At 63.6% G+C, this 25043-nt stretch carries 24 protein-coding genes and 1 other RNA gene; 16 read left to right on the top strand and 9 right to left on the bottom strand.

Features of this window, described 5'->3' with window-relative positions:
- The first annotated feature begins 92 nt into the window (after positions 1–92).
- The 4 genes from A9D15_RS08165 (at position 93) to rsmA (ending at position 5880) form a co-directional block, all read left to right on the top strand.
- Complete coding sequence (locus A9D15_RS08165; RefSeq protein WP_156521715.1) at positions 93–2444, top strand: LPS-assembly protein LptD; 2352 nt, start codon at positions 93–95, stop codon at positions 2442–2444.
- Between the two features lie 208 nt (positions 2445–2652).
- Positions 2653–4029, top strand: coding sequence for a peptidylprolyl isomerase (locus A9D15_RS08170; RefSeq protein WP_066764199.1), 1377 nt, complete (start codon positions 2653–2655; stop codon positions 4027–4029).
- A 19-nt stretch (positions 4030–4048) separates the two neighbouring features.
- Entirely contained in the window at positions 4049–5062 is a 1014-nt protein-coding gene (pdxA, locus tag A9D15_RS08175; RefSeq protein WP_066763842.1) for a 4-hydroxythreonine-4-phosphate dehydrogenase PdxA, read from the top strand.
- Entirely contained in the window at positions 5059–5880 is an 822-nt protein-coding gene (gene rsmA / locus A9D15_RS08180; RefSeq protein ID WP_156521716.1) for a 16S rRNA (adenine(1518)-N(6)/adenine(1519)-N(6))-dimethyltransferase RsmA, read from the top strand. The genes pdxA and rsmA overlap by 4 nt, the downstream gene beginning before the upstream one ends.
- Positions 5881–5883: 3 nt before the next feature.
- Here rsmA and A9D15_RS08185 read toward each other — a convergent pair whose 3' ends face one another.
- Both A9D15_RS08185 and A9D15_RS08190 read right to left on the bottom strand, forming a co-directional pair.
- Entirely contained in the window at positions 5884–6912 is a 1029-nt protein-coding gene (locus tag A9D15_RS08185) for a sensor histidine kinase (RefSeq protein WP_066763844.1), read from the bottom strand.
- 128 nt (positions 6913–7040) lie between these two features.
- A complete protein-coding gene (locus A9D15_RS08190) occupies positions 7041–9158 on the bottom strand; it encodes a malate synthase G (protein WP_066763845.1) in 2118 nt (705 codons plus the stop codon).
- A 239-nt stretch (positions 9159–9397) separates the two neighbouring features.
- On the opposite strand from A9D15_RS08190, the gene A9D15_RS08195 reads away from it, so the two are divergent.
- From A9D15_RS08195 to A9D15_RS08210, 4 genes are all read left to right on the top strand, one after another.
- On the top strand, positions 9398–10633 hold the full coding sequence (locus A9D15_RS08195) for a hydrolase (protein WP_066764201.1): 1236 nt from the start codon (positions 9398–9400) through the stop codon (positions 10631–10633).
- Positions 10630–11646, top strand: coding sequence for an arginine N-succinyltransferase (locus A9D15_RS08200; RefSeq protein ID WP_066763846.1), 1017 nt, complete (start codon positions 10630–10632; stop codon positions 11644–11646). The genes A9D15_RS08195 and A9D15_RS08200 overlap by 4 nt, the downstream gene beginning before the upstream one ends.
- Complete coding sequence (locus tag A9D15_RS08205) at positions 11646–12896, top strand: N-succinylarginine dihydrolase (RefSeq protein ID WP_066763848.1); 1251 nt, start codon at positions 11646–11648, stop codon at positions 12894–12896. Before A9D15_RS08200 ends, A9D15_RS08205 begins: the two co-directional genes overlap by 1 nt.
- 176 nt (positions 12897–13072) lie before the next feature.
- A complete protein-coding gene (locus tag A9D15_RS08210; protein ID WP_066764203.1) occupies positions 13073–13276 on the top strand; it encodes a hypothetical protein in 204 nt (67 codons plus the stop codon).
- Positions 13277–13364: 88 nt separating this feature from the next.
- Here the strand turns inward: A9D15_RS08210 and A9D15_RS08215 are convergent, their stop codons facing one another.
- From A9D15_RS08215 to mscL, 3 genes are all read right to left on the bottom strand, one after another.
- A complete protein-coding gene (locus A9D15_RS08215) occupies positions 13365–13574 on the bottom strand; it encodes a hypothetical protein (protein ID WP_066763849.1) in 210 nt (69 codons plus the stop codon).
- A gap of 362 nt (positions 13575–13936) precedes the next feature.
- Positions 13937–14284: a transfer-messenger RNA gene (gene ssrA, locus A9D15_RS08220) on the bottom strand.
- Positions 14285–14296: 12 nt separating this feature from the next.
- Positions 14297–14758 carry a large conductance mechanosensitive channel protein MscL gene (mscL, locus tag A9D15_RS08225; RefSeq protein WP_066763850.1) on the bottom strand — a complete coding sequence of 154 codons (462 nt, stop codon included), beginning with the start codon at positions 14756–14758 and terminating at the stop codon, positions 14297–14299.
- A 221-nt stretch (positions 14759–14979) separates the two neighbouring features.
- On the opposite strand from mscL, the gene A9D15_RS08230 reads away from it, so the two are divergent.
- The 5 genes from A9D15_RS08230 to A9D15_RS08250 all read left to right on the top strand — a co-directional run bounded on the left by A9D15_RS08230 (position 14980) and on the right by A9D15_RS08250 (position 19168).
- Complete coding sequence (locus tag A9D15_RS08230; RefSeq protein ID WP_082924356.1) at positions 14980–15669, top strand: LemA family protein; 690 nt, start codon at positions 14980–14982, stop codon at positions 15667–15669.
- A gap of 13 nt (positions 15670–15682) precedes the next feature.
- Entirely contained in the window at positions 15683–16504 is an 822-nt protein-coding gene (locus tag A9D15_RS08235; protein WP_229660387.1) for a TPM domain-containing protein, read from the top strand.
- On the top strand, positions 16504–17187 hold the full coding sequence (locus A9D15_RS08240) for a TPM domain-containing protein (RefSeq protein WP_066763851.1): 684 nt from the start codon (positions 16504–16506) through the stop codon (positions 17185–17187). Before A9D15_RS08235 ends, A9D15_RS08240 begins: the two co-directional genes overlap by 1 nt.
- A gap of 11 nt (positions 17188–17198) precedes the next feature.
- Positions 17199–17741, top strand: coding sequence for an NUDIX hydrolase (locus A9D15_RS08245; RefSeq protein WP_066763852.1), 543 nt, complete (start codon positions 17199–17201; stop codon positions 17739–17741).
- 68 nt (positions 17742–17809) lie between these two features.
- Positions 17810–19168: an MFS transporter gene (locus tag A9D15_RS08250; protein ID WP_066763853.1), complete on the top strand. Its 1359-nt coding sequence runs from the start codon at positions 17810–17812 to the stop codon at positions 19166–19168.
- 3 nt (positions 19169–19171) lie between these two features.
- Here A9D15_RS08250 and A9D15_RS08255 read toward each other — a convergent pair whose 3' ends face one another.
- Positions 19172–19732: a YqgE/AlgH family protein gene (locus A9D15_RS08255; RefSeq protein ID WP_066763855.1), complete on the bottom strand. Its 561-nt coding sequence runs from the start codon at positions 19730–19732 to the stop codon at positions 19172–19174.
- 64 nt (positions 19733–19796) lie between these two features.
- Positions 19797–20750, bottom strand: coding sequence for an ABC transporter ATP-binding protein (locus A9D15_RS08260; protein ID WP_066763856.1), 954 nt, complete (start codon positions 20748–20750; stop codon positions 19797–19799).
- 102 nt (positions 20751–20852) lie between these two features.
- Here A9D15_RS08260 and A9D15_RS08265 point away from each other — a divergent pair, with 102 nt between their 5' ends.
- From A9D15_RS08265 to A9D15_RS08275, 3 genes are all read left to right on the top strand, one after another.
- On the top strand, positions 20853–21071 hold the full coding sequence (locus A9D15_RS08265) for a zinc-finger domain-containing protein (RefSeq protein ID WP_066764209.1): 219 nt from the start codon (positions 20853–20855) through the stop codon (positions 21069–21071).
- Positions 21072–21147: 76 nt separating this feature from the next.
- Entirely contained in the window at positions 21148–22575 is a 1428-nt protein-coding gene (tldD, locus tag A9D15_RS08270; RefSeq protein WP_066763857.1) for a metalloprotease TldD, read from the top strand.
- Positions 22576–22651: 76 nt separating this feature from the next.
- Positions 22652–23050 (top strand): hypothetical protein, encoded by a 399-nt coding sequence (locus A9D15_RS08275; protein WP_066763858.1) that lies wholly within the window; start codon positions 22652–22654, stop codon positions 23048–23050.
- Here the strand turns inward: A9D15_RS08275 and A9D15_RS08280 are convergent, their stop codons facing one another.
- Together A9D15_RS08280 and A9D15_RS08285 are read right to left on the bottom strand one after the other, a co-directional pair.
- Positions 23051–23956 (bottom strand): hypothetical protein, encoded by a 906-nt coding sequence (locus tag A9D15_RS08280; RefSeq protein ID WP_066763859.1) that lies wholly within the window; start codon positions 23954–23956, stop codon positions 23051–23053.
- Positions 23956–25002 (bottom strand): diacylglycerol/lipid kinase family protein, encoded by a 1047-nt coding sequence (locus A9D15_RS08285; protein ID WP_066764211.1) that lies wholly within the window; start codon positions 25000–25002, stop codon positions 23956–23958. The genes A9D15_RS08280 and A9D15_RS08285 overlap by 1 nt, the downstream gene beginning before the upstream one ends.
- Positions 25003–25043 lie beyond the last annotated feature (41 nt).

Here is a 25043-nt window from a genome sequence, read left to right on the forward strand (position 1 = left end):
CACGACGCGGGATATGCCGCTCTATCGGCGTTGCAGTTAGGCATGAGCGGTGCAATAGGCAAGCCATGCCGCCCGGATCGCAGAGTGCCCAGATGACCGTTCCGACTGCCGATTCGGAATCCGCCAATACGCTGCGGAGCGCGAACGTCCCACGCCGCCACGGCTTGCTCGCAGCCAGTGCTCTGACCGCCGCCGCCCTTCTCGCCGTCCCGGCCCATGCACAGGAAGTCGGCGAGGATACCGCGCGCGAGCCGGATTATTTCTGGAACGGCGGTGAAAACCCAGAACCTGACCCCGCTCCGCCCTTCCGTATCGAGGAAGCGGACGAGGCTGGCGCAATCGCGTTCGAGGCCGACGAACTCGGATATGAAAACGGCACCGAGACCGTCATCGCAAGTGGCGACGTCGTCTTAAGGCGCGGCAACCAGCAGCTGGAAGCCAACGAGATCCGCTGGGACCGCGAAAGCGGGCTGATCGTGGCAAGCGGCAATGTGCGCCTGCGCGATGAAACCGCGAACACGATCTACACCGACCGGCTGGAACTGACCGACGAACTGCGTGCAGGCGCAATGGAAAACTTGCTTCTCGTCCTAGACGAAGGGGCAAGGCTTGCCGCCCGCAAGGGTACGCGCAACGAGGACGGGACCGTCCGCCTCGACTATGCCGCCTACAGCCCGTGCCGCGTCGAGACGCCCGAAGGCTGCCCACGCGATCCCAGCTGGCGCATCGTCGCCAAGCAGGTGAACTTCGATCCCGAGAGCCAGACCGTACGGTTCAAGGGCGCGAAGCTGGAACTGTTCGGCGCGCCGATCCTGCCGCTGATGGGCATCACCATCCGTACCGACGGCCAGCCGGTCTCCGGCCTCAAGACGCCCAACTTGCGCTTTTCGGAATCGAACGGCATCGAGGTGATGGGCGAATACTACTGGCGTCTCGCCCCGAACCGAGAAATGACGCTGGGGGCCAGCGTCTATTCCGATGTCGCGCCGCTGCTGTCGGCAAGCTACTCCGCTTTGACAGAGCACGGAGCGTATCAGGTCACCGGCTATGCGACGAACAGCTCGCGCATCCCCATTGGCGGCGATGCCAGCGACGTTCTGCCCGGGTCGGAAGAATCGGTGCGCGGCTATTTCGACGCCAACGGCCGGTTCCAGCTGGACGAGAACTGGTCCGTCACCGGATCGGTCCGCCTTGCCAGCGACCGCACGTTCCTGCGCCGCTACGACATCAGCCGCGACGACCGCCTTCGCTCGATGATCAACGTCGAGCGGATTGACGACGACAGCTACCTTTCGATCGCGGGTTGGGCGACGCAGACGCTGCGCACGGGCGAGGAGCAGGGGCTGGTGCCTTTCGCCATGCCGCTGGTCGACTATCGTCGCCGGCTGTCCGATCCGGTGCTGGGTGGCAAGATCATGCTGCAGGCCAACACCCTGATGCTGGAACGCAGCGACGGGCAGGATACGCAGCGCGCCTTTACCCGCGCGGAATGGAGCCTGCGCACGCTGACCGGCATGGGGCAGGAAGTGACCTTCACCGCCCTTGCCCGCGGCGATGTCTATCACACCGACGAAACTGCGCTGACCAGCGTCGACTTCTATCGCGGCAACGAAGGGTGGGAGACCCGCGCCATGGCCATCGGTGCCGTGGACGTGAAGTGGCCGCTCGTCGGCGGCGTCTTCGGCGGAACCCAGGTGCTGACCCCGCGCGTCCAGTTCGTCGCCAGCCCGCCGATCCGCAATCTCTCGATCCCGAACGAGGATGCGCGCGCGGTCGATCTGGAGGATTCAAACCTCTTCGCGCTCAACCGCTTCCCCGGATACGACCGGGTTGAGGACGGCGCTCGGGTCACATACGGCTTCGACTGGCGCTGGACCGCGCCGGGCTGGCGCATCAACACGACGTTGGGCCAGTCCTATCGCCTGTCCAACCAGTCCGACATCCTGCCCGACGGCACGGGCCTCACATCGCGTACGTCCGACGTCGTGGGCCGCAGCGAAGTGCGTTTCCGCGATTTCGTCTCGTTCACGCACCGCTTCCGGCTGGACAAGGACAACCTCGCCGTCCGCCGTAACGAGTTCGACGTCGCTGTCGGCAGCCGCAAGACTTATATCGAGGCAGGCTACTTGCGCCTCGACCGCAACATTCCAGATACGCTGGAAGACCTTGGTGACCGCGAGGAACTGCGCCTTGCAGGCCGTGTCGCCTTTGCCAACTACTGGTCGCTGTTCGGTTCGACCGTCGTGAACCTCACCGACCGCGAGGAAGATCCCTCGTTCACGTCGGACGGTTTCGATCCGTTGCGCACGCGTCTCGGCGTTGCCTATGACGATGAATGCATGTCGATCGCCCTGACATGGCGGCGAGACAGCTTCACGACGGGCGATGCGCGCAAGGGCAATACTTTCCTGTTCCGTTTCAGCCTCAAGGGTCTTGGCCTTTAAGCCTTTTCCCCGCCTAGGAGAGGTCTTGTGTTGCCCTTCGAAGGCCATGACCCTAAACGCCTTGGCCGGATACAGGGGCATTTGGCGGCTCATCTATGGTTAAGCCGGGGCCGGCCATTGGCGCAGAGTAATGCAAATGTTCGCGCCCGCCGCGCGGCAAAAAGGGATGTCAGGTTCTAAACTTATGACCATGGGCAAGACTTCGACCATGAGCGAAACGATCTTCCGTGCGGCTGGCCGCGCGGGTCTGATGCTGGGCGCCGCCGCCATGATGGCCGGCCCGCTGGCCGCCCAGACCCCGGCCGCGAACGCCGCCAATGCGGACGATCCGGGCGCCAACGCCAATCTCGATCTGCCCGCCAACCCCGATATCCTCGGGGCGGAGCCGGTTTCGCAGTTCCGCGGCGCGACCGCGATCGTCAACGGCACGATCATCACCGGCACCGACATCGACCAGCGCCTCGCGCTCGTCCTCGCGGCCAACCAGAACGAGCTTTCGGCAGAAGACCAGCAGCGCCTGCGCGCTCAGGTCCTGCGCAACCTCATCGACGAAACGCTGCAGATCCAAGAAGCCAGGGCTTCGGAACTCGAAGTCTCGAACTCGGAGGTCGAGGCGACCTACAACCGTGTCGCGCAACAGAACTTCGGCATGACACCGAGCGATCTGGATGCCTATCTCTACAACGTAAAGTCCTCGCCCGCTTCGATGAAGCAGCAGATCCGCGGCGAACTTTCGTGGCAGCGTATTCTTCGCCGTAACATCGCGCCGTTCATCAACGTTTCCGAAGAGGAAGTGAACGAGCGTCTTGACCGTTTGAAGGCCGATCGCGGCACCGAGGAATACCGCCTTGGCGAAATCTTCCTTTCCGCCACCAGCGAGACGAAGGCCGAAGTCCAGCGCCAGGCCCAGCAGATCATGGAACAGCTGCGCGAAGGCGGCAGTTTCGTGGCTTATGCCCGCCAGTTCAGCCAGGCCTCCACCGCGGCGGTCGGCGGCGATCTTGGCTGGGTGCGCCTCGCGCAGCTTCCGCCCGAACTCGCCGAAGCGGCGTCGCAGATGCAGGCCGGACAGCTGGTCGGCCCGGTCGAACTGCGCGGCGGTTACTCGCTGCTCTACCTCATCGACACCCGCAAGGTCCTGATGGCCGACAAGGGCGAGACGATCCTGAGCCTCAAGCAGATCTCGATCGACTTCCCCGAAGGCATGTCGCCCGACGCCGCCGCCAAGCGCGCGAACGACTTTGCACAGGCAGTGCAGCAGATTGACGGTTGCGGCGCAGCCGAAAGCGGCGCTGCCGCGATGGGCGCACAGATCGTGTCGAACGACAACCTGCGCGTGAAGGACCTGCCGCCGCAGCTTCAGGAAACGCTGCTCGCGCTGCCGCAGGGCGGTATCACGCAACCTTTCGGTTCGGCTGCCGAAGGCGTGCGGGTTCTAATGGTCTGCGGCCGCACCGACCCGGCCATGGCCGGCGGGCCGACGTTCGATGAACTGATGGCGCAGATCGAGGACGAGCGTATCAACAAGCGCGCCCAGATCTATCTGCGCGACCTGCGCCGCGACGCGGTCATCGACTACAACTAAGAGGTTGGGGGCGGACCCGATGACGCGCGTCCGCCCGCCCCTCGTCGCCTCGCTTGGCGATCCGGCCGGCGTCGGCCCCGAACTCCTTCTGAAATCCTGGACCGCGCGCGAGGAGGAACGCCTCGCGCCTTTCGCGGTCGTGGGCAGTCTTTCGCTGATGAAGGAAATCGCGGGGAATGTGCCGCTGGCGTCCGTGCGCGGTATCGAGAGCATTGCGGAGGCTGGCGAGATCTTTGCCGACGCGCTGCCGGTGCTGGATATCGGCCCGTTGCCTTACACGCCCGGCGCTCCCTGTCGCGAAGGCGCTGAGGTCGCTCTCGCCTCCCTTGTCCGCGCGACCCATCTGGCCATCGGCGGTAACGCATCTGCGCTCGTGACCGGCCCGATTGCCAAGGCCGAATTGCAGAATGTCGGCTTCGCGCATCCCGGACAGACGGAGTTCGTGGCCGAGGCGTGCGACGTCGCGGCCGAAGACGCAGTGATGATGCTGGCCGGGCCGTCGCTGAAAGTCGTGCCGATGACCGTGCACGTCTCGCTGGCCAGTGTCCCTGCGCTTCTGACGCAGGACCTGATCGCCAGCCGCATTCGCATCGCAGCAAAGGCGCTGGCGCGCGACTTCGGTCTTGCCAACGCGCACATCGCGGTCGCAGGGCTTAACCCCCATGCCGGAGAACAGGGCCGGATGGGCCGCGAGGAAATCGAAGTGATCGCCCCTGCCGTGGAGGCACTCCGCGCCGAAGGGCTCGATGTCGTAGGGCCACTGGCGGGCGACACGATGTTTCATGCCGCCGCGCGGGCCAATTACGACCTTGCCGTCTGCATGTATCACGATCAGGCGCTGATCCCGATCAAGGCGCTCGACTTCGACCGGGGCGTGAACGTGACGCTGGGCCTCCCGATCATCCGCACGTCGCCCGATCACGGGACAGCCTTCTCGCTCGCCGGAACGGGACGTGCCGATGCCGGGCCGACGATCGCGGCGCTTCGCATGGCCGCCGAATGCGCCGACCGACGGGCGGAGCAGTTGGCATGAGTCTCCCCCCGATCCGCGAGACGATCCGCCAGTACGGGCTGTCCGCATCGAAAGCGCTGGGCCAGAACTTCCTGCTGGATGAGCAGCTTCTTGATCGCATTGCCGCTATTCCGGGTGACCTCAGGGGCCGCAACGTCCTGGAAGTCGGTCCCGGGCCTGGCGGCCTGACGCGGGCGCTGCTGCGCGCCGGAGCCAATGTCACTGCAATCGAAATGGACGAGCGTTGCCTGCCCGCGCTGGCCGAGCTCGACGAACATTTCCCCGGCCAGCTAACCGTGATCCACGGCGATGCCATGCGCCACGATCCGGCGGACCTGTTCGACGGACCCTACGCGGTCGTCGCGAACTTGCCTTACAATGTCGGCACGGCGCTCTATACCGGCTGGATGAGCGGGACCGAATGGCCACCGCAGTGGTCGTCGCTAACGCTGATGTTCCAGTTGGAAGTCGCGCAGCGCATCGTGTCGGAGCCCAATACCGGTGCCTATGGCCGCCTTGCCGTGCTGTCGCAGTGGCGTTCTTCGGCCAAGATCGCGATGAAAGTGCATCGCAGCGCCTTCACCCCGCCACCCAAGGTGATGAGCGCCATCGTCCACGTCACGCCCGTTCCCGCCCCGCCCGGCGTGTCGAGCCCGGTGCTTGAAGCCGTAACCGAGGCCGCCTTCGGCCAGCGCCGCAAGATGCTGCGCCAGAGCCTGAAGCGCGTGCCCGGTGCGCTGGATGCGCTAAAGGAACTCGGCATCGACGAGACACGCCGCGCGGAAACACTGTCGGTGAGTGAATTCGTCTCGATCGCAGAGAAACTCTCCCCGCGTTGATCGTCAGACCGGTTCGCTGACCAGCTTGACGCAATGGCCGCGATTGGTCGGCTCGACCGACATCTCGGCCCCCGCCTGCCGCGCAAAGGCGTGCATCAGGCCAGTGCCCATGCCGCCGCCACGGCGAAGCGGAGCTTCCTCCACCTCCGGCTGGATCGAATTGCCGACGCCATCGTCGCGAACGGTCACGGACCAGCCCGAACCGTCACAGGTAAAGCCGACATCGACGCTGCCGGCGCGCCCTTCGGGGAAAGCGTACTTGGCGCAATTGGTGATCGCTTCGTTGACGAAGAGCCCCAGCGCGACCGCGACCTGACGCGGCAGAACGCACGATGCGATGTCGGTCTGCACTGCCACATTGTCGGCAAAGGCCCCTTCGCGCACGCGCAGGATCACTTCTTCAAGATAATCGCGCATCTCGACGCTGCTACCCTCACCCTGACTATCTACGAGGTTCGCATAGGCCCGCGCGAACGTATGCACGCGGCCCGTGGCCTCGCCAAGCGCAGAGATCACGGCTTCGTCGTCGGTGCGGCGCTTTTGCAGTTCCAGCAGGCTCGCCACCAATGCGAAGTTGTTCTTGGTGCGGTGTTCAAGCTCGGCCATCAGCAGACCGCGCCGCTCGATCTCCGCATCGCGGGCCTCTGCTGCGGTCTGAACAGCGCGGCGGAAGGTCTCGGCCAGCAAGGCGATGACTGCGACGGCAGAGGCGTTGATCACCACGCGCGAAGGATCGGTTGGCACGACAAACTGGAAACTGCCGACCGACGGCAGGACGAACCACCATGCCCAGAAGAAACTGAAAAGGTACGCGACAAGCCCTGCCCGCCAATGCCCGAAGAGGGTTGCGATCAACACGGTGGGATAGACCAGCGCGAAAGGCCCCGAGGTCGGCGCGACAAGATCGAGCAGGCTGCGCGTCCCGATCATCGCAAGCGCACAGGCAAGCCCGAACAGCGCCTGCGCACCAAGCTTCGCCGCCGGCGAGGCAAACCCCGCACTGACGTCAAAAGTCGCAAGCCGTTGAAACAATGGCGATCCCCGAACGAATGGTCGGGGCAAGTCCCCGGGCAATGCCGCACCATGTAAGGATCTTGGCTTTACCCGGGGTTTATAGACTAAACCGCCCTCACGCGAACAAATTTATCCGCGCGACATATTCAAGCCGGTGCAGCGGCGCGTTCCTTCTTGCGCAAGCGCCATGCATGGAGCAGCGGCTCGGTATAACCCGAAGGCTGTTCGACACCCTTGAACACGAGGTCCTTGGCTGCCTGGAAGGCAGGGCCATCCTCGTTCCCGACAAGCGGTTCGTAAGCGGCATCGCCTGCGTTCTGTTCGTCGACCTTGGCAGCCATTCGGTTAAGCGCTTCCATCACCTGATCTTCGGAAACGACACCGTGGAGCAGCCAGTTGGCCATGTGCTGGCTGGAAATGCGCAGCGTCGCGCGGTCTTCCATCAGACCGACGTCGTTGATGTCGGGCACCTTGGAACATCCGACACCCTGGTCGACCCAGCGCACGACATAGCCCAGAAGCCCCTGCGCATTGTTGTCCAGTTCCTCGCGCAGTTCCTCTTCCGACCAGTTCACGCCGTCAGCCAGCGGCACGGTCAGCAGCTTGTCGAGCGGAGGAATACCTTCCGCGGCGACTTCCTGCTGCCGGGCGAAGACATCCACCTTGTGATAGTGCAGCGCATGCAGCGTCGCGGCCGTCGGCGACGGAACCCAGGCGGTGTTCGCGCCGGTCATCGGATGGCCGATCTTTTCGACCAGCATCTGGCCCATACGGTCGGGCGCGGCCCACATGCCCTTGCCGATCTGCGCCTTGCCCGAAAGGCCGTGCTTCAAGCCGATGGCGACGTTGCGCTTTTCATAGGCAGCGATCCAGTCGCTGCCTTTCATCGCGCCTTTGCGGATCATCGGGCCGGCCTGCATCGAGGTGTGCATCTCGTCGCCGGTGCGGTCGAGGAAGCCGGTGTTGATGAACACGATGCGATCGCGAACGGCGTGGATGCAGGCGGCAAGGTTCGCGCTGGTGCGGCGCTCCTCGTCCATCACGCCCACCTTGATCGTGTGGCGCGCCAGACCGAGCATGTCCTCGACCGCGTCGAACAGGTCGTTGGTGAACTTGCACTCTTCCGGCCCGTGCATCTTGGGCTTCACGATATAGATCGAACCGGTGCGGCTATTGGCCAGTTTGCCCAGCTTTTCAAGATCGTGGCGGCTGATCGCGCTAGTGATGACGGCGTCCATGATGCCCTCGGGAATCTCGCTCCCATCGGGCAGGAGGATCGCGGGGTTGGTCATCAGGTGGCCGACATTGCGCACGAACAGAAGGCTGCGGCCCGGCAGCGACGCGGCCGTGCCGTCCGTCGCGGTATAGGCCCTGTCCGCCTCCAGCGAGCGGGTCATCGTCTTGCCGCCCTTCTGGAAGCTCGCCTCCAGCGTGCCGCGCATCAGGCCCAGCCAGTTGGTATAGGCCTCGCGCTTGTCTTCTGCATCGACGGCGGCGACCGAATCTTCAAGGTCGACGATCGTCGTCAGCGCAGCTTCGAGGTTAATGTCGGCGATACCCGCCTTGTCGGTCTTGCCGATGGGGTGATCCGCATCGAACACCACTTCGAGGTGCAGGCCGTTGTGGACGTAAAGATTGCCCTTTTCGGTCGTGCCAACGAACTGCGCGGGGTTCGCCAGTTCGATCGCGTCGCGGCTTTCAAGGTCCGCCCACGAACCGCTTGCCAGCGGAACGATGTGATCGAGCGTCTGGCGGCCCTTGGCGATAACCATTGCGCCGCGCTTCGCATTGAAGCCGCCGGCCGGAACCGGCTCGTCGGTCAGCGCATCGGTGCCGTAGTAGGCATCATAGAGGCTGCCCCAGCGTGCGTTGGCGGCGTTGAGAACGAAACGGGCGTTGAGAACGGGGACGACGAGCTGCGGCCCTGCCATCGTCGCGATTTCCGCGTCGACGTTCTCGGTGCCGATCTCGAAGTTGCCCGGTTCGGGGACCAGGTAACCGATCTCGAACAGGAAGGCCTTGTATTCGGCCATATCGATCTTCTTGCCGGCGCGCGCCTTGTGCCAGGCATCGATCTTCGCCTGCAGGTCGTCACGCTTGGCCAGCAGGGCACGGTTTACCGGTACGAACTTTTCGAGGAGGTCGGCAAAGCCCTGCCAGAATACGCGGGCATCCATTCCCAGCGGTGCAAGAACATCGCTTTCGACAAATTGCGCCAGTGCGGTCTCGACCTTAAGGCCAGCCTTTTCAACGCGTTCAACCATAATTTCCTGCCTCGTCGTTACAATTCGTGTCACGGCCCATCGCGCGCACGGCTTCATAGCACCATGCACGGCCTGGGGAGGGAGGATTTTCAGATTCGCCGGGGCGGCTCATGCCAACCCTGCGCGGGTCTGGCAAGAGATACCCGCCCCTCTGGCAAGAGAATTCATCGTATCGCGCGTCGGTTCCTGCCATGGTGGCGGCTGGCAATATGGGCCGCTCGTCGCTAGGTAAGTTTCCGATGAAACCGAATATCCCAGATACGACCGAACAGACCATGCTGGAGCGGGTCGATGCTGCCGCCATGCTGGACCGCACGCTGGCGTGGAGCGGCATCCAGTCCGGCACCGGCAATCTCGACGGCCTGGCCCGCCAGGCGCAGGCGCTGGCCGATGCTTTCTCCGCCCTTCCCGGCGACATCCGCCTGGAGGAGCCCGAACCGATTACCGCCATCGGCACTGACGGCAGCGAAATGCCGCTGACGCGCGGCAAGCATCTCGTCGTCTCGGTCCGGCCCAATTCGAACCGCCGCCTGCTGCTCACCGGCCACATGGACACGGTCTTTCCCGCCGACACCGATTTCCGCACTGTGCGCGAGGTCGAACCCGGCGTGCTCAACGGACCCGGCCTTGCCGACATGAAGGGCGGCATCTCGGTCATCCTCGAAGCGTTGAAGGTGTTCGAGACCAGCCCTGCAGCAGGCGACATCGGTTATGACGTGATGATCAATTCGGACGAGGAAACCGGCTCTGCCGCCTCGGCACCGCTGATCGAACGGCTCGCACGCGGCAAGATGGCGGCACTGACATACGAGCCTGCTACATTGCCCGACGGCACGCTGGCAGGGGCCCGCGGCGGATCGGGGAATTACAGCCTGATCGTTACGGGCCGCTCCGCCCACGCGGGCCGCAATCCGCAGGACGGGCGCAATGCCATCGTCGCGGCGGCAGACCTTGCCATGCGGCTGAAGGCGCTGACTTATGACGAGATGAGCGTGAACCCCGCCAAGATCGAGGGCGGGAGCGCGAACAACGTCGTGCCCGATCACGCGGTCCTGCGCTTCAACATCCGGCCCAAAACGTTGAAGGCGGCCCAGCACTTCGACCTCTCGCTCTCGCTGATGCTGGAGGAAGTTTCGGCCGAGCATGACGTGCAGATCCACCTTCACGGCGGGATCTCCCGCCCGCCCAAGCCAATCGACGAGAAGGCTGAAAAGCTGTTCTCCGCCGTGCAGGACTGCTGCGAAGGGCTGGGTCTGCACTATGGCCGCAAGGATACCGGCGGCGTGTGCGACGGCAACAACATCGCGGCCTGCGGTGTACCCGTGGTCGACACGATGGGCGTTCGCGGGGGCGCGATCCACTCGCCCGACGAATACATGATCGTCGAATCGCTTGCCGAACGGGCAAAACTTTCCGCACTTCTGTTTCACCGGCTTGCGCTCGGTGCCCTCGATGCACGAGAGATCGCACGATGACTTACGTGATGCGACCGGCGCGCGCCGATGACCTTGAAGCCATGTACGAAATGGCGAAACTCACCGGCGGCGGGTTTACCAACCTGCCCGCAAACCGCCCTGCCCTGCAGGCAAAGCTTCAGCGCAACGAAGCGGCCATCGCCCGCGACGACGACGAGATCGCCGACGACCTGTTCGTCATGGTGCTCGAGGATGCCGAAACAGGCGCGATCCGGGGGACCTGCCAGATCTTCAGCCGCATCGGCGGGTCCTGGCCGTTCTATTCCTACCGCATCACCGGCCACACCGCATATTCGCGCGAGTTGGACCGCACTTTCCGCAACCGCACCCTGCAACTCGTCACCGATCTTGAAGGGTCTAGCGAAGTCGGCGGCCTGTTCCTGCACCCGTCCGCCCGCGCGGGCGGTCTCGGCCTACTGCTGGCGCGCAGCCGTTACCTCTTCATCGCCATGCATCGAAAGCGGTTCGCCGACCGTCTGCTCGCCGAATTGCGCGGCATTGTCGACGCGCACGGCAACTCGCCGTTCTGGGACGGTGTCGCAGGCCGCTTCTTCGGTATGGGCTTTCGCGATGCGGACGAGTTCAATGCGCTGAACGGCAACCAGTTCATCGCCGACCTCATGCCCCGCCACCCCATCTACGTCGCGATGATCTCCGAAGAAGCGCGCGAGGCCATCGGGGTGCCGCACGAAAGTGGACGGCCCGCCATGCGGATGCTCGAAGAAGAAGGTTTCGCCTGGGAAAATTACATCGACATCTTCGACGGCGGCCCGACGATGACCGCGCGCACCGACGCGGTTAAGACGATTGCAAATACCTCGAGCGCCACCGTCACGCACAAGGCGCCCGCGCATGGCACCAAGGCGCTGGTCGCCACGGGCCGTCTGGGCAGTTTCCGCTGCTGCATGGGCCGCATCGAGGTCGGCGATGACGGGGCGATCGCGCTTGACCCCGCGACGCGCGAAGCACTGAAGGTCGCCGACGGCGACCAGGTCTGCTGGGCGGCACGCTGATGGCACTGGTAGAGATCAACTTCGACGGCATCGTCGGGCCCAGCCACAATTATTCGGGGCTCAGCATCGGCAATCTTGCGGCGACGAAGAACGCAGGCAAGGTCGCCTATCCCCGCGCCGCCGCGCTGCAGGGCATTGCCAAGATGCGGCACAACATGGCGCTGGGGCTGACGCAAGGCTTCCTGCTGCCGCTGCCGCGTCCTAAGCTGTCGTTCCTCGACGATATGGCGTTTGACGACGATGCGGACCCTGCGCTGAAAGCGATGGCCTGGTCGGCAAGCTCAATGTGGACGGCCAATGCCGCGACGGTCAGCCCGGCGCCCGATACCTTGGACGGGCGCTGCCACCTGACGGTCGCGAACCTCGTCACGATGCCGCACCGTTCGATCGAGTGGCCCGACACGCTGGCGCAGCTTCGCGTGGCATTCGGCAATGAAGATCATTTTGTTGTGCACGGCCCCGTCCCGCCCACCTTCGGAGACGAGGGTGCGGCAAACCACATGCGGATGGGTTCGGCCCATTCCGGCACATGCGTCGAAATCTTCGTCTATGGCCGCCCCGGCGGTCGCTTCCCCGCGCGGCAGCACGAACAGGCCAGCCGCGCCATCGCGCGCCGCCACGGTCTTGACGATGCGCGCACGCTGTTCATCGAACAGTCGCCTGTCGCGATCGAGGCGGGCGCGTTCCACAACGACGTAGTCGCCGTCGCGAACGAACACGTCCTGTTCTGCCACGAACAGGCCTTCGCCAACCGCGAAGGCGCGCATGCCGCGATCCGCAATGCCGTGCCCGGCGCGGAAATCGTGGAGGTTCCGGCCAGCGCAGTGAGCCTTGATGAGGCGATCACCAGCTACCTGTTCAACGCGCAGCTTCTGACACTGCCGACGGGCGAGCACGCGCTGATCGTGCCGACCGAGTGCCGTGACAGCGCGGCCGTCAGCGGATGGCTGGACGCCATGCTGGCGGGCAACGGACCGATCCGGAAAGTACTCTATGTCGACGTACGCCAGTCGATGGCCAACGGCGGTGGCCCTGCCTGCCTGCGCCTGCGCGTCGTGGCCGATCCGGCAACCGTGGATCAGCGCTTCCTGCTCGACGAGAACAAGGCCGAATCAATCGCGTCGGTTATCGATCAATACTGGCCGGAATCCATTGCACCCGACGAAATCGGCAGGCCGCAACTTGGAGAACAGGTTGCGAACGCAAGGGAAAAACTGCTTTCCGTTCTAAATCTTAAGGAACTTGGTTAACGCTTTTGCTTCGGAACTTACGAGGGGTTACTGTTTTATTAACGCGAAAGCCTTCGAGACTTTAGACAGATTCGAAAGGCCGAACCGGACGCAAGACAAGGAGTGACCCTGGCGTGGCCTCGAAGCTCAAGAAGATCGGACGACTGTTCGTCATCAAGACACGGCTTGAAGTGTTCATGGTGACTTATGCACTCGCCCTTGGTGCCATCGAACGTGGCACGGTCTATCTGGGCCAGTACCCTGGCGTTGGCGGCAAACTGCTGTTTCTCGCCTGCACGGGTTCGGTTTTCATGGCCGGCGCGAAGATGCTCGACTGCGTCCGACACGAAAACGCACAAAAGGATAACGCGGAAGCAGAGGCGGTGCCCGCCGACAGCTGACGCATTTGAAGAACTGCTAGCCAGACTGAACAGGGCGCCCCGAAACGGGCGCCCTTCTTTTTTCCTCCGTCCCTATCTGCCTGCGTCCTTACCTGCCGCCGCCCAGCGCGTGCTGCTCGGCCGTCACCGTCAAGCCATCGGCGGGTGCGCTTCGCCATGCCCCGATGATCCAGACGGCGGACAGCACCAGGATCGCCAGCAGGATGCTGAACAGCAGGACATAGCGCATGACATGCGGCGTATCGCCGCCCCGCGCTTCGCCGGTGGATACGTGAACCTCTTCGCCAACGAGTTTCATGGGCTTGCTCTCCGGTAATGGGCGACGCGTCTCAGGCGTGCGCTCCTTTGGCCGCGATCCAATCTGGCTCGTGGCCGACAGGCGCAAGATACCACGCCACGACGAGTCGGACCAAAGCTTGGCGATGTCGGAAAGGTGAGGACGTCTGTTTTTCGCCGCCCGCGCTCTTGATGAACGAGCAGGAGCGCTGCGCATTCGGCAAAAGTTGTTCTTTTAAATCAGGTAGCTGGGGAATTTCTGGTGCTAGCCGCCCGCGTCTTGGCTTTTTTGGGGAGCAGGAACTTCGATCCGCCCGCCACCTTTGCTCTCTCATGTCGAGACAGGTGGGGGGACTTCTGTTGCTAGCCGCCCCCCGGGGCCCCGGAATCCGCTTCTGTTGCCCGGTGGGTCCAACCGCGCTTTAGCTTTGTAAGATCAGGCCGTTAGGCCGTCAGGTTACGCAGCGAGAGCGAGTGCTTCGTTATCGTTGGCACTTGTGAGTTTTGAGCCTTTAACGGGTTACTCAGCCCGGGCGAAAACAATGTCTTTCAACACACGTCGATCCTGGTTCGGCCCCCTGATACCAACCCCTCGATAACAGGAGGAAAATGGTGGAGCCGCCGGGTACTGCCCCCGGGTCCGCTGTGCCTATTGCACACCGCAATTTATCGCCATAGCCGGCCGAAACCGGCACCGACCTATATAGCGATGCCGATCTTAATGTGAAGTGAGCGCCGGAAAAATCAGGGCTTCTTCTTCAGCTCGGCAAGGATTTCCTTGAGCGTGTCGAGCGTGGGGTCTGTCGGGACCGCATCGCTTTTCGCGGTTTCCTCGGCCGCCTTCTTCTCTTCCTCCATCGCGTCCATCATGCGGTTCACGCCGCGCACGATCATGAACAGCGCGAATGCGATGATGAGAAAATTCAGGATCTGCGTGATGAGATCGCCGTACCCGATCATCGGGACGCCCGCCTCTTTCAGCGCGGCATAGTTGTCGAGAGCGCCGTCATATCCTTCGGGAACAGCGCCCAACCGGATGAACTTGTTCGAAAAATCGACCGATCCAAAGATCGCGCCGATGATCGGCATCAGGATGCTCTCGGTCAGCGACGTGGTGATCTTGCCGAACGCAGCACCGATTACCACGCCGACGGCGAGGTCGAGGACGTTGCCGCGCGCGATGAATTTCTTGAACTCGGCCATCATGTGCCTGTCTTCCCCTGCATGTTTTCAGACCCGTTGGCATGGCATCCTGCCCAACCGCCACGCTTTCGCAAGCCGCGAGCCATGACAATCACCGACAGAACAGGGCGATGCGAGCATCCTGCCCTGTTGCACGCATGGCAAACCGCCTTATATGCGTAATACACCCCCGCTATCGGGAAACAGACATTGGCAACGGACCCATTCGAGAGGGAATTGATCGCATGACCACCGGCCCGTTCACCCGCGCACTGCGCCCATTGACCCGCGCCCTGCGCATGGCCATTGCTGGCCTCGCCGCGCTTTCGCTTGCCGCCTGCGGCATAAACTCGGTTCCGACGGCGGAAGAAAACGCCAAGGCCCGCTGGGCCGACGTGCAGAGCGCATACCAGCGCCGCGCCGACCTCGTCCCGAACCTCGTCGCGACGGTTCAGGCCGCAGCCGCTTCGGAAACGCAGATTCTGACCAATGTGACCGAAGCCCGCGCTCGCGCAACTTCGATCAACATTACTACCGACGACCTGTCGAACCCGGAAGAACTGCGCCGTTTTTCCGAAGCGCAGAACCAGCTGACGCAGGCGCTCGGCCAGCTTCGCACCGTGGTCGAAAACTATCCGACCCTGCAGAGCCAGGCCCGCTTTGCCGACCTGATGACCGCGCTCGAAGGCGCGGAAAACCAGATCAACGTGGCACGCGTCCGCTATAACGAAGCGGTGCAGGAATATAACACCACGATCCGTACCTTTCCCGACGTGATCGGCGCGAAGATCATCCATGGCGCGGAGCCGATGGAGCCGTTCAACGCCGCGCCCGGCGCTGAAACCGCACCCACCGTCGACTTCGGCACGATGAGCGGCGAACCCGCGGCTAACGACAACACCGGCGCTGATCAGCCCGCAGCCGCGGCAAATTGATCAGCGAACTGTCGTGAGCGTGCTGTTCCGCTTTCTTGCCGCTTTCGCCCTGCTGGCGGGCCTTTCGGGCTCGCCGGCATGGGCGGCCTATCCCGAACGCCCCGAAGGTCCCGTGCTGGACCAGGCGGACATCATTCCCGCCGATCAGGAAGCGGCGATGGATGCGCGCCTGCGTGCCTATAACGAGCAGACGGGCCGCGCGGTTGTTGTCGCCACCGTCAATTCGCTCGATGGCGAAACGATCGAGATGTACGCGGCCAACATGTTCGCGGAATGGGGCATCGGCGGTGCGGAGACGGATCAGGGCTTGTTGCTTCTGGTCGCGCCCAATGACCGCAAGGTCCGGATCGAGGTGGGCTATGGCCTCACCCCTTACGTCACTGACATCCTGTCAGGCCGGATCGTGCGAAACGATATCCTGCCGGCCTTCAAGGCGGGCGATTATCCGGGCGGCATCAATGCCGGGCTCGACTCTCTCATCACCCAGATGGACCTGACGCCGGCAGAGGCGAAGGCCGTTGCCGAAGCGGCCGCCGCTGCCGAAGCGCAGCAGCGCGAAATGGCAGGCCAGATCACTGGCTCCACCGCTGGCGGCTTCGTCTTCTGGGTCATCATGATCGTCGTGTTCATGCTTCTTTTCGGCAAGCGCAGTCGCGGTCGGCGCTATCGCAGGGGTGGCGGGATCGATCCCTGGGTCGTTCTTTGGGGCGTTAGTGAAATCGCCCGCCACTCGGGCGGACGTAGCTCGGGCGGCTTTGGCGGCGGCGGCGGTGGCGGTTTCGGGGGTTTCGGCGGCGGCATGTCCGGCGGCGGCGGCGCATCGGGGAGCTGGTGATGGGCCGTCCTGTCTATCTTGATGAAGCAGAGCACAAGCAGGTCAGCGATGCGGTTGCCGCGGCGGAACTGCACACGTCGGGCGAAATCGTTACCGTTCTGGCAGACAGGTCCGACGGCTATTCCGACATCGCGCTGGCATGGTCGGCGCTTGTCGCCTTCACTGCGATCATGGCGCTGGCGCTGTTTCCCGACTTCTACCTGGGCTTGCTCGACAGTGTGACCGGCAACTGGAACGCGCAATGGAGCGCGGGGGCCATCTTTGCCGTCGCTGGCGGTTTCGGGATCATGAAGTTCCTTGGCACTTGGCTGATCCAGATGTGGCCGCCATTGAAGTTTCTGCTCGTCCCCGGCCCGGTGAAAGGCCGCCGTGTCCGCGCCCGCGCAGTCGATCTTTTCAAGGTCGGGGCGGAGCGCCGTACGCATGGCCGCACCGGCGTTCTCATCTACCTTTCGATGCGCGAACATCGGGCAGAAATCGTAGCCGACGAAGCGATTGCCGAGAAAGTCAGCCCCGAAACATGGGGCGACGCGATGAGCGCGATGATCACGTGCGTGCGCGATGGCCGCGTGGCCGACGGCATGGTCGAGGCCGTGCACGAAGTCGGCAAGGTACTGGCCGAACACTTCCCCCGCGCAGAGGACGATCAGAACGAACTGCCCGACCGGTTGATCGAACTTTGAACGCGCCCGAAATGAACGACATGGATCAGCCTGAAAAGGTCTGCTGGGAAGGCGACTGGATCGTCGCGAAGAAACGTGGCCGCTGGGAATATGTCAGTCGCTCGCGCTCGATCCGCGCGGCGGTGATCCTGGCCGTCGACGATGGCCATGTCCTTCTGGTGGAACAGTATCGCACCCCCCTGTCGAAGCCCTGCATCGAACTTCCCGCGGGCCTTATCGGCGACGATGACGGAAGCGAGGGTGAACACGCGCTCGATGCAGCGGGACGCGAGCTTGAAGAGGAAACCGGCTACCGCGCGGACCGACTGATCGACGCGGGCGAATTCATGTCGAGCCCCGGCATGGTGACCGAAAGCTTCACGCTGGTGATCGCAAAAGGTCTCACCAGGGTCGGCCCCGGCGGCGGCACGGAGAGCGAGGACATAACAGTCCACCGCGTGCCGCTGGACGCCATCGGCGCGTTCATCGACGGGCAGCGCAACGCCGGCAAGGCGATCGACGTCAGGATGCTGATGCTGCTGTCCGCAGACCTGCTGAAATTGGCAAAAGCCTAGAAAACCACGCTATTCCGCGCTTTGGCACCGCGCACTCTTCCTGCATACTCGCCGCAGGGGGACTATCTATGGCGAGCATTGCGATCGGTGCGGGCAACGGGCTTATCCTGACGAGGAGCAAGCCGCTCCGCCTGTTGACGCTGCTGCTGTTCTATTTCGCGCAAGGCTTTCCGATCGGGCTCTTCTTCTACGCCCTCCCCGCATGGATGAGCGTCAACGGCGCGAGCACGCCGCAAGTCGCATCGGTCGTCGCCGCGGCCAGCCTGCCGTGGTCGTTGAAGCTCGTGAACGGGTTTCTGATCGACCGTTATACCTATCTTCCGATGGGGCGCAGGCGGATCTGGATCATCTGCGCGCAAGGCGTGATCGTAACATCTTTCCTTATCGGCGCACTGCTGTCGCCCGATGCGCGTGCGGTTTTCCTTCTTTCCGCGCTCGGCTTTGCCTCGAATGCGGCAGTGACTTTTCAGGACGTCGGTATCGACAGCCTTGCCGTCGATATCATGCCGGAGGACGAGCGAGCGCGCGCGGCGGGGATCATGTTCGGGGCGCAACTGCTCGGCATCGCGGCTTCGACATCGCTGGGCGGGACGCTGTTCCAGTATTTCGACCTTCCTGTCGGCCTTGCCGTTCTTGCGGTCATTCCGCTGGCCATCATGCTGTTCGGCATGGCCATTCGCGAACGCGACGGCGAACGCCGTCTGCCCTGGACCGAGGGAGAGGCCCACCCAGGTAATCTCGCCATTCAGGTCGAGGCGTGGTGGCCACTGCTCAAGTCGTCGTTCAAGGCGCTGGTCGTGCCGATCACGCTGGGTATCGCACCTATCCTCCTGGCCCGATCCGTCCCGCACGGCGCGTTTGAGGCGTTTCACCCCGAACTCTTCACCCAGATCGCGGGGTGGGAGATCAGTGGCTACACCAATCTCATTTCCACCTCGTCGCTAGTGAGCGGATTGCTTGGCCTCGTCATCGGAGGATGGATGGTTGATGCCATCGGATCGCGGGCCAGCCTGCTGATCGGCGCGGGGCTGGGTATCGTCCTGCTCACTTTCATGGGTTTCGCCACCGACCTCTGGACGCAGGACTGGTGGCTGACGACCTTCATCATCCTGTTCGACATTCTCGCCCTGCTCTACATCGTCGCGACCATCCCGATCTGCATGCGCCTGTGCCTGCCCGCGGTGGCGGCTACGCAATTCACGATCTACATGGCCATGGGCAATTTCGGGCGACCGCTGGGGGCCTGGATGGCATCGTGGACTGCGGGTGCTGGGCACCCCGAATGGCTCTATTTCTGCTCTGCCATTGCGTGGGCCTGCGCGACGCTACTCGTGCTGTTCGTGCGCTTTCCCGAAAAAGGTACGGCGGTCGATGAAGTGGTGTCCGGCCTGCCCGGCGCGGACGGCATACCGGCGCGGATCGACTAGCCCTCAGGCGTTTCCGGTCTGGGCGACGAGCAGCGAGGGATCGACACCCTCTGCCGCCCATGTCGCGGCCCAGCGGCCTTCCGCTTCGGCATCGAACAGGATCGCGGGCCGCCCCTCGGCCGCGTACCAGCCGTGGCGGTGCATTTCCTCGTCCAGCTGGCCATCGTCCCAACCGGCATAACCAAGCGACATGATCCACCGCTCAGGCCCCTCGCCGTCAGCGATCGCGCGCAGAATTGCGGCGGAACTGGACAGAGCGCCCAAGGGCTCGACCAGCATGGTGGAATCGTCGCTCCAGTCGGTGGAGTGGATGACGAAGCCCCGGCCCGTTTCGACCGGCCCGCCGTGGTGGATAGGGCAATCGGGCGCGACGCCAGGTTCAATGTCCATTTCGCGCAGGACGTCGTGGAACGTGATGCCTTCGCGCAAGTGGCCGATGCCGACGCCGAACGCGCCTTCCTCGCCGTGCACGAATATGGGAATCACCGCGTGTTCGAAATTCGGATCGCCCATCCCCGGCATGGCCAGGAGAATGCGTCCGGTCAGGTATTGAGGCTCGCTCATCCCCTATAAGGTAGGGATAGCGCCCTCCCCTTGCAAAGCCTGCCTACCGCAAGGGCGTGACCATTCAGCCCGCCGCCTCGCTTGTCAGCTGTACGAAGACATCTTCAAGGTCCGCCTCGCGCGTAGTGACGTCGACGATCGAATAGCCTTGCTGGTTCACCAACGTCAGTACTTCGCCCGCATTCATGCGGTCCATGTCGTACGTGATCGCGACAGTGCGGTCTGCAGTCACTTCGCTCTTGCTGAACGCCTCGTGCGCGGGCGCGGTGGTAATGTCGCGGTCGAGCGTCAGGACCACCACCTTCTCGCGGCCAAGCGCGATCAGTTCGCGCGTCGGCTTGTCGGCGATCAGCTTGCCGTGGTTGATGATCGCGATGCGGTCGCAAAGCTCTTCCGCTTCTTCGAGGTAGTGCGTGGTCAGCACTACCGTCACGCCGCGCTTGTTGAGGTCGACGACCAGTTCCCAAAGCTGGCGACGCAGATCGACGTCGACGCCCGCGGTCGGCTCGTCGAGTACCAGGATCGGCGGCGAGTGGACCATGGCCTTGGCCACCAGCAACCGGCGCTTCATGCCGCCCGACAATGATCGTGCATAGGCGTCTGCCTTGTCCTCCAGGCGTACGGCCTGCAGCAGTTCCGCAGTCCGGCGATCGGCCTTGGGCACGCCGTAGTATCCGGCGGTGTTGTCCAAAACTTCTGCGGGGGTGAAGAAGGGGTCGAAGACGATTTCCTGCGGCACGATGCCGATCGACGCCTTGGCATTGCGGCGATCGCGGTCGATGTCGAAACCCCAGATCGAAACCGATCCGCTCGTCTTGCCGACAAGGCCCGCCATGATGTTGATCAGCGTCGACTTCCCCGCACCGTTGGGGCCGAGGAGTCCGAAGATGCCGCCCTGCGGCACGTCGAACGTCACGTCGTCAAGGGCGAGCTTGCCCTCCTCCTGCTTGCCGGTGGGGGCATAACGCTTGGTCAGGTTGCGGATGGAAATTGCAGCTTCGGTCACGCGCCGTCTCATGCGCCATGGCGGGACGCGAGGCAAGTGGTGTGCACCGACTGCCATTTTTCTGCCGCAACTCCCGCTTGCGGGAGGGCGGACCTGTTGGTAATCGGCATGGCCATGAATCAGCCGCCCGAAACGATCTACACGGACAAGTCCCGCGTGAAGTGCGACGGGGCCACCGATATCCGCGGCGGTGCCGCCCTTGGCCACCCGCGCGTTTGGCTCGAAATCGACGAGAAGGGCTATGTCGACTGCGGCTATTGCGACCGCCGCTTCGTACTCGAAGGCGGACCTGCGCATGACGTGACCGGCGCACCGCCCGAAGGGAGCGCCTGATCGCGATTTCCTGCCATGCGAGTAGTTCTTACTTGCATGCTTCCGATTTGGTTTCATTTGTGCCTATATTGCGGTGATGGAAAGTCCCGCAGATCCCCGCTCGCTGCTGTACCGGTCCGATCTTCTGGACCCGGACACCGCGCGTGATCTGACGTCTGCCGCGCTGAAGGGCTGCGACGACGGGGAATTGTTCCTCCAGTTCACCACGTCCGAATCGCTGGTCTTCGACGATGGCCGGTTGAAAACGGCGGACTATTCGCGCGAAAGCGGGTTCGGCCTTCGCGGGATATCGGGCGAGGCAACTGGCTTTGCCCACGCGAATGAAATCTCGGCAGAGGCGATCCGCCGCGCCGGCGAAACGTTGAGCCTGCTGGACGAGACGAAGTCGCCAATGGCCGCCGCGCCGCGTGCGACGAACCGACATCTCTATACCGAGGAAAGCCCGCTAGACACGGTGCCCTTCGCCGAAAAGGTCAAGCTGCTCGAAACGATCGACGCCGCCGCCCGCGCCCGCGACCCGCGCGTGAAGCAGGTCAGCGCGTCGCTGCTGGGCAGCTGGTCGGTTGTGGAGATCGTCCGCCCCGACGGTTTCACCGCGCTCGACGTGCGGCCCCTCGTCCGGCTCAACATCTCGATCGTGACAGAGGCGAACGGCAGGCGTGAGACCGGAACTTTCGGCATGGGCGGACGGCGCCTTTATGACGACATGTTCGATCCCGAATGCTGGAACAGGGCGCTCGACCGCGCGCTCGAACAGGCGCTGGTGAACCTAGAGAGCGTGCCCGCACCTGCTGGCGTGCGGCCCGTTCTACTCGGTTCTGGCTGGCCCGGCATCCTGCTGCACGAGGCGGTGGGCCACGGGCTCGAAGGCGATTTCAACCGGAAGAAGACCAGCGTCTTTTCCGACCGTATCGGCGAACGTGTCGCAGCGCCCGGCGTTACCGTCATCGACGACGGTTCGATGGCGGGCCGCCGCGGGTCGCTGACCATCGACGACGAAGGCACGCCCACTGGCGAGACCGTGCTGATCGAGGACGGCATTCTCAAGGGCTACATGCAGGACCGGCTGAACGCGCGCCTCATGGGCGTGGAGCCGACCGGCAACGGCAGGCGCCAGTCCTATGCCCACGCACCCATGCCGCGCATGACCAATACTTTCATGACTGCGGGGAACGACGATCCCGACGATCTTCTCGCCTCGATAAAAGACGGCATCTGGGCCAAGAGCTTTGGCGGTGGTCAGGTCGATATCGTGTCGGGCAAGTTCGTGTTCTCCTGCACCGAGGCCTACAAGGTCGAAAACGGCAAGGTCATCGCCCCGATCAAGGGTGCGACCCTGATCGGCGACGGGCCGACCGCGCTCACCAAGATCGTCGGCATCGGCAACGACTTCGCGCTCGACGAAGGCATCGGCACGTGCGGCAAGGGCGGGCAGAGCGTTCCGGCAGGCGTCGGACAGCCGACACTGCTGATTGAAGGGCTGACCATCGGCGGAACAGGCTAAGTCACTCGCCGTTCATCGAAAGTCAGCACCGGTTCAGCCGCAATGTGTTAGAGACTCGCACGATAGGAGCGAGAACATGAAGACTGCCAAGATCATTGCCGCCGCCGCCATGGCCGGAATGTTGGCCACCCCCGCGATGGCCGCGAAGAAGGATCCCGAGACCCGGCTGGCCGAAAAGCTTGAAGGGCGCGTGGCCGGCGAACCGGTACGTTGTATCGACATGTCCCGCGTGTCGAGCAGCACGATCTACGACAAGACCGCGATCGTCTTCGATGCAGGTTCCACGCTTTACGTGAATCGCCCCGACAGCGGCGAGAATTCGCTGCGCCGGAATGACATCATGGTCACGAAGACGTTCTCGCACCAGCTGTGCAGCGTCGATACGGTCGAAATGCGCGACAGCTCCGGTTTCTGGAGCGGTGTCGTCTTCCTCGGCGAATTCGTGCCCTACAAAAAGGTCAAGGAAGAGGGCTGATCAGTCCTTCTTCGCGCGGGATTTCGCGCGAAAGTACGACGCGACGAGCACCGGGCTGCTGATCAGCGGGTGTTTTTCACGAAACGGCGTCAGCGGAACCGCGATGCCGGTATGACGCTCCACCTTCCAGGCAAGATAACGCGCCCCGCCGTCAAATGTGGTGGCGGCGCGAAGTAGGCGCAGGACATTGAGCGGCTTGCCCAGCCGACGCCTGCGCGACCAGCGCTGGAGGATGCGCCTTCGACCGCGCTCTGTCAGGTTCGGGCTCAACACATCGCCTTCGACCGAGAACGGAATGCCGCCCGCGGCCCATGCATCGCGCATCAGTCCGTCGAAGTGCCCTGCCCCGAATTCGAGGATCTGCTGTTCGCGCCCCGACTTTTCGACGCGCAGTTCGGCCTTGTAGGTCGCACGGAACAGTGCGCCCCAGTAGTCGCGCTCGGTCCCCTTGTCCGGACCTAGAGCGGCGGCAAAGCGGCTGGCCGTGATCGCCGCCGCGCGAACGGCAGAGACGACCGCATCGCGGGCCGGTTCGTCGACCGTCCACGCCAATGCGCAAGGTTGAACGAAGCGGGCCCAGATCGTCGTGTCGAGATGCTGTCCCGATGCAGCATGGGCGAAAGTCGACAGGCGCATTTCGGCGACCTTGGCGCGAAGCACTTCACCGTCCATTTCAAGTTCGTGATACCCGACGCGAGGCCACAGGCCTTTTTCGCGCGGGCCCCATGTCAGCACATAGAAGTCGAGCACGCCTTCCAGCGACCCGCTGCGCAAATTCGATCCATAGAACAGCACCGCGCGCGCATCGGCTTGTCTGGCAAGCTTTGCGGCGAACGCCTGTACTTCCGGCCGAACGTCGGCCGCGAGCGCGGTCTCGACCCGCGCCGTTAGCGGATCGCGGGGCATCAGGAAGTGACGAAAGTGACCGGTGCGCCCTTGCGCAGCAGGTAGTCGCCTGCCGGAAAACGTTCGCCATCGAGGATGAAACCGCCTTCGAGGTCGATGCGCATTTCACCGGTATCGACGCGATGGACGCCTTCGTCCGCCATCGTCTTCCAAGTCATCCCCCGCAGGACGCGGGTGAAGACACGCATGAAGCGACGCGGCGGCGCATCAACGACAAGCGTTTTCATGCCCGGACGGCGTTCGCCGAAAATCTTCAGGCCCAGCGGCAAACGCTCCATCGTGGAGGCCAGCACGATGAACCGCTGGCCCTCGCTATTCGCGGCGGTGCCGTCGGACAGTTGGGCATCTTCGCCATAGCGGATGGCCATGGCCTTGCCCTGACGCCATGCCGAATTGTTGCCGCCCATGATCGTACTCGCCACCGCCCCGAAGATCGACAGCGCGACCGCGAGGTTGTTGACCGCGCCAAAGCGGTGCGTAGTCTGCGCGAGGTCGGTCGCGTCGACAAACACGCCAGCGCCGAACAAATAGCCCAGAACCGGACGGCCTTCGTTCACGCGCTCGATCTCGATCGGCGGACGCTCGACAAAACTGCGGGCCTTCCATGCCGCGACCATCTGGCTGATGTCCCAGTCATCGGGAACGCCAAGATCGATTGCCAGCGCATTGGTCTTGCCGCAGGGCAGGACGCCGATCACTGGCGGGCTATCGCCCCAGACATCGGTGCCGCAAGTCAGCACATCGCGCACCGTACCGTCGCCGCCGGCCACGATAACAAGTTCGATTCCGTCATGCTTGAAGCTTGCCAGCGTGCGGCGCAGTTCGTGGCGCGTACGCGGCGATTCCACCAGCACGCCGCTCGGCACGGTCAGCGGACGGCGCTTGTTGCGATAGCTGCGCGGATTGGAAATGACGGCGACGCGCGAACCTTCCCGCGCGCTCGACCCACGACGCGACGGTTCGGCCTGCTCAGACCGAGCAGGTCCGCCCACACCGTCGAACGCGAATAGCGGCGTGGTGCAATCGTCGTAGATCGTGCCATCCATCGACCCGACATAGCGACGAGACTGCGAAAAATCATCCGTAA

This window comes from Croceicoccus pelagius (assembly GCF_001661915.1).
In the GTDB taxonomy this organism is placed as follows: domain Bacteria; phylum Pseudomonadota; class Alphaproteobacteria; order Sphingomonadales; family Sphingomonadaceae; genus Croceicoccus; species Croceicoccus pelagius.